Origin of the sequence: Mesorhizobium sp. M4A.F.Ca.ET.022.05.2.1 (assembly GCF_003998845.1) — a bacterium.
GTDB lineage: Bacteria > Pseudomonadota > Alphaproteobacteria > Rhizobiales > Rhizobiaceae > Mesorhizobium.
Genome location: NZ_RZOJ01000453.1, coordinates 1 through 4,781 on the forward strand (window position 1 = coordinate 1; position 4,781 = coordinate 4,781).

Consider the following 4,781-nt stretch of genomic DNA (forward strand, 5'->3'; position numbering starts at 1 on the left):
GAACGACTGCGCGCCCTGGACCGATGTCGGTTTCGTCAACTGCGCGCGCAGGGCGGAAGAGATCATCTTCCGCAAGGAGCTTGAATTGCTGGGCAGTCGCATGCCCGGCCTGTCGCTCGGCTTCATGATCGAGGAACGCTCCATCCGCGAGGGCTGGTTCGGTCACATGGGGCGGATCGACGCCATAAGGCTTCCGCTTCTGGCACCTGACTACCGCGAGCGGGAAATCTTCTGCTGCGGCCCCGACCCGTTCATGCGCGCCGTCCGGCAGATGCTGGAGGCCGCCGGCTTCGACATGGCCAAATACCACCAGGAAAGCTTTGCCGCGCCGGTGGTGGAGGAAGTGCCGGCGCCGTTCGCGCTGCCGACCGACGGCGGCATCGAGATGCCCGTCGAGGCCGCGACGCCGGTTCGCTTTTCACTTTCCGATGTCGATGCCGAATGCATCGCCGGGCAAACCGTGCTGCAGACGGCGCGCGCCTCTGGCGTCAGGATCCCGGCCGCCTGCGAATTCGGCCTGTGCGGCACCTGCAAGGTGAAGAAGGTGTCCGGCGAGGTCGAGATGAGTCACAATGGCGGCATCCTCGATCACGAGATCGCCGACGGCTTCATTCTCGCCTGCTGCTCGAGGCCGATGACGGCGCTGGAAATCGAGGCCTGATCCACCCTATAGAACCCCAAAAGTGGCAGGCGTCTCGCTGTGTTCATCGTCTTGCCAAGCTGGAACCGAGTGTTTACAGGCGTTCCTCGGGGGGAGCACCGCGGTACCGCGGTTGCTTGAGCTATGAAGTGGGGCAAGAACAATGCGGGCAGCGGATGTCTACGCTGTTGCGAGCAAGGATATCGTTTTTGAATCCTTCGACGGCGAAGCCGTCGTGCTTGATCTCGCGAGCGGAAGGTATTTCGGTTTCTCCGATACGGGCAGCCGTATCTGGCAAGCGCTGTCGTTGGGCGTGCCGGCCCCGGTGCTGGTCGGACTGGCCGCGGGAACGGCGACGATAGGATTGGTCGAACTCGAAAGCTTCATCGCGCAGCTCATCGATTTCGGCCTGCTGGCGCCAGCCCCGGATGCGTCGGCGCAGCCGCTGCCGAGCGGGCTGCCGGCCGAGCTTGCCGCGTCCCGCGAACCCCTGAAGGTTGACGTCCACGACGATCTTGCCGATCTCATCATGGTCGATCCGATCCATGAGGTCGAGGAACCCTTGGGCTGGCCCGCGGTCAAGCACGCGTCGTGAGACATCCGGGAGCGGCCGATCGCATTGGCGACGGTGCGCGGGAACAGGCCATGTCGCAGGTCACCCTCGGAAGCTTGCCGGACTATGCCCGCCAGGTTTTGGCCATGGCCGAGAGTGCGGCCGCCAGCTATTCCGTCACGCGGGATGTCCGTTTGCCCCGGTTGGACATGGCTGTCCATCTCACGCCCGGCCCCTTCGCGGATGCCATCGACCGCGGCCTTGTTCCGGCCGGCGGTGATCGGCAAGCGTCGGGCGTATGCCGCATCCTCATCGCCCATCCAGGCATCGGTAACATCGCCGCTCCGGCGAAATGGGGCGAGGCGCAGTTCGCCCCGCACGCCTTTGCCTCCCGGCTTGCCGACGCCGGGCTGCGCGGCTGCTACTTCCACGACCTCGACTTTTGGCAGGTATACGATCCCAAGCGCCGTGTCGGCGCGCAATTGATGCGCTCCGCCGACGGCTTTCCGCCCTGGGAGCCGGGCGCGCCGCTGCGCGCCTTTCTGCATTGGGACTATGCGGCGCGCGGCATGCGGCTTGCGCATGCCGGCACGCTGGGCATCGGCGGCAAGGGCATCCTGCTTGCCGGCGCCGGTGGAGCAGGAAAATCGGGAACCGTCGTCGCCGGCCTGCTCAACGGCCTGGACAGCGTCGGCGACGACTATGTGCTTATCGACAGGACGGATGAGGGGGTAAGGGCGTATCCGCTGTTTTCCACCCTCAAGCAGGATCCCGAGGGTTTCGAACGGCTTGGCCTCAGGCAGCGGCTGAAATCCTATGGTCCGCTGAACTGGCAGGGCAAGCATCCGTTCCGCATCGATGACGTCGCGCCCCGGCCGCTGCCGGCAAGTCTGGACATCGCAGCGCTGGTGGTGCCACATATCGGCGGTGGTGGGACAAGCTCGGTCATGCCCTTGTCGCGCAAGGACGCCATGATTGCGTTGGCGCCGTCCGGCATCGCTCAGATGCCTGGCGAGCGCGAAGGCGGCTTTCGCTTTTTCAGCGATCTTACCCGCCTTTTGCCATGCTACCGTCTGGCGCTGGGGACGCGCCCGGAGGAAATCGCTGCCACGGTTTCCGGGTTTCTCGCGCGAGGCTCCGCATGAAGCTGAGCGTGATTATGCCAGTCCATAACCGCGAGAAGTATGTCGGCGCTGCGCTGCGCTCGCTGCTCAGGCAGCGCGACGGTGCCGATCTCGACATCATCGTCATCGACGACGGCTCGATCGACGGCTCGGTTGAGGTGGTGCGCTCGATGATGAGCGAAGCATCCTGCATCCGCCTTTTCCAGCAGCCCAATATGGGCGTCACCAAGGCGCGCAACGCCGGCCTCCGGCAGCTCCTGCCACAGACCGGCTTTGTCTCCTTCCTCGATTCGGACGACATCTCGCCGGCCGGCCGCTTCAAGGACGATTTGGCGCTTTTCGAAACCGATCCCGGTCTCGATCTGACCTATTCGCTGATGACCCTGGCCGACAATCTGGACGACGAGACGCTGGAGCCGGCGGCCGACAGCCACTGCGTGACCGTGCGCGGAATCCATCTGTCGGCCGGGATATTCACGCGCCGGCTTGTCGATCGGATCGGTGACTTCGACACCGATTTCAGCCAGGCCGAAGACACCGACTACCTGCTGCGCACTTTCGAGAGCGGCCCGAACTATGTCATGCCCGATACGGTGGGGCTCTATTACAGGCGCCATCCCGGCAACATGACCAGGGAGCCTGATATTCCCCGTCGCGAGTTCATGCGCGCGCTCCACAAATCGATGAAGCGGCGCCGGGCCGACCCGTCGCTGTGTGCGATCGACAAGATCTTTGAGGTCAAGGATCTCGCGGATTGGCGGTTCATGTGATGGCTGGCTACGGCGTCGTCATTCCGGCCTTCAACGCGGCCGCCACCATTGCCGATACGCTGCGCTCGGTGGCCGCACAGACGATCGCCGCCGACGCCGTCGTGGTCGTCGACGACGGTTCGACCGATGATCTCGAGGCGGCGATCGCCATTGCGGACATCCCCGTCAGGCTGCTGCGCCAGGACAACGCCGGCCCCGGCAACGCGACGACCAGGGGCATGGCGGCGCTGTCGACGCCGTTTATCGCGACGCTCGACGCTGATGACCTGTGGCTGCCGACCAAGATCGAATTGCAGCTCGCGCATCTTGAACGATCTCCGCGAACGGCGGGCGTTTTCGCCCATGCCCGCAATTTCCGCCAGGACCGGCCCGATCTGCCGGAGGCGGGCACGACGCCCGGCTGGTTTCGCACGACGATGGTGATCCGCCGCGAGGTAGCCGAGGCGGTCGGGCCGATCGTCGATCCGCCGGGTGGCCGCGGCGAGATGATCGACTGGATCGCCAGGGCGCGCGAGGCGGGCTTCGTGCTCGACATGCTGGACGAGGTGCTGGCGCTCAGGCGCATCAGGCCCGGCAGCCTGTCCTATGGGCGCGACGCGCGCGACCGCGGCTATCTGGAGGTGGTCCGCGCCGCCATGCTGCGCCGCGCGCAGAACAGACCGGGCTCCGGCTGATGGCCAGGATACGTTCCATCGGCCGTCGCTTTCCCGACTATGGCTGGTCCTGGCCGACCGGCAAGCTCGACCAGTTGCTCAAGGCCGCGCTCCTGCCCGACGAGGACGCGGCCAGCCCGCACGCGGCGCGCTGGCTGGACGAAAACGATATCGACCTCGTCTCCTTCCGGGAGCACCGGCTGCTCGCCGCGATTTCCGACCGCTTCGGCCGCAAGCTCGCCGCCCATCCCGCCTATCCGCGTCTTGTCGGGCTGCAGAAGATGCTGTGGACCAAGTCGCGCCTGGCCATGCGCGAAGCCGAGCCGGCGCTGAAGGCAATGGTGGAGGCGGGCGCGCCGGTCATGCTGATCAAGGGCGCCAGCCGCATCGCCGTGAATGCCTCCGCGCAGCGTGGCCGCGTGGCGCACGACATCGACATATTGGTGCGCCCTCAGCACATGCGGGTTGCCTTCGACGTGCTGCGCGATCGCGACTGGCAGATCGCCAGTGGCGTCAGCCCGTCCTATCTTAGGACACGGCTGGCATCGCTGCGCTCGATGAATTTCTTCAAGGGCAATTTCGGCGACATCGACCTGCACCAGCTCGCCTATGACGGATCGCAGCAAAGCGCCGAGGATGACCTGGCGATCTGGCGGCGGGCGATCGCGGCGGAATTCAGCGGTGTCGGCGTCTTCGTGCCGTCGCCCGCCGACCGCATCGCGCTCGCCATCGCGCATGGTGGGCTCGATGCCCACACCCACAGCGACTGGCTCGTCGATTGCGCGGTGGCCATCCGCGGCGGCGACGCCGACTGGGATGTGTTCCTCGACGTGATCGCCAGGCGCGGCCTCGCCGTCGCCGCTGCGGTGGCGCTCTCCTATCTCGCGCTCGAGATCGGCATTCCGGTGCCTGAAACGGTGCTCGCCAGCACGATCGGCATGGCCGACCGCTCCGGCCTGTCGCGGCTGTCCTCAGTGCTGCAGGCCAAGCCGCGCACCGATTTCGGCGGGCTTACCTGGCTGTCGCGCGGCTTTGCCAAGC

General features: G+C 65.9%; 6 protein-coding genes. All 6 read left to right on the top strand.

The genetic code is table 11. The annotated features are described in order from the left end of the window. Positions 1–661, top strand: a 661-nt coding sequence (locus EN745_RS30275) for a 2Fe-2S iron-sulfur cluster-binding protein (RefSeq protein ID WP_127422945.1), incomplete at its 5' end; no start/stop codon positions are given. 214 nt (positions 662–875) lie between these two features. Continuing rightward, positions 876–1,235: a PqqD family protein gene (locus EN745_RS30280; RefSeq protein WP_245487874.1), complete on the top strand. Its 360-nt coding sequence runs from the start codon at positions 876–878 to the stop codon at positions 1,233–1,235. 50 nt (positions 1,236–1,285) lie between these two features. Beyond that, positions 1,286–2,338 (top strand): serine kinase, encoded by a 1,053-nt coding sequence (locus EN745_RS30285; RefSeq protein WP_127400215.1) that lies wholly within the window; start codon positions 1,286–1,288, stop codon positions 2,336–2,338. Then, positions 2,335–3,087, top strand: a complete 753-nt coding sequence (locus EN745_RS30290; protein WP_126056942.1) for a glycosyltransferase family A protein — start codon at positions 2,335–2,337, stop codon at positions 3,085–3,087. The genes EN745_RS30285 and EN745_RS30290 overlap by 4 nt, the downstream gene beginning before the upstream one ends. Further along, a complete protein-coding gene (locus EN745_RS30295) occupies positions 3,087–3,761 on the top strand; it encodes a glycosyltransferase family A protein (protein ID WP_126056941.1) in 675 nt (224 codons plus the stop codon). The genes EN745_RS30290 and EN745_RS30295 overlap by 1 nt, the downstream gene beginning before the upstream one ends. Then, positions 3,761–4,781, top strand: a 1,021-nt coding sequence (locus tag EN745_RS30300; RefSeq protein WP_189363204.1) for a nucleotidyltransferase family protein, incomplete at its 3' end; no start/stop codon positions are given. The genes EN745_RS30295 and EN745_RS30300, both read left to right, overlap by 1 nt.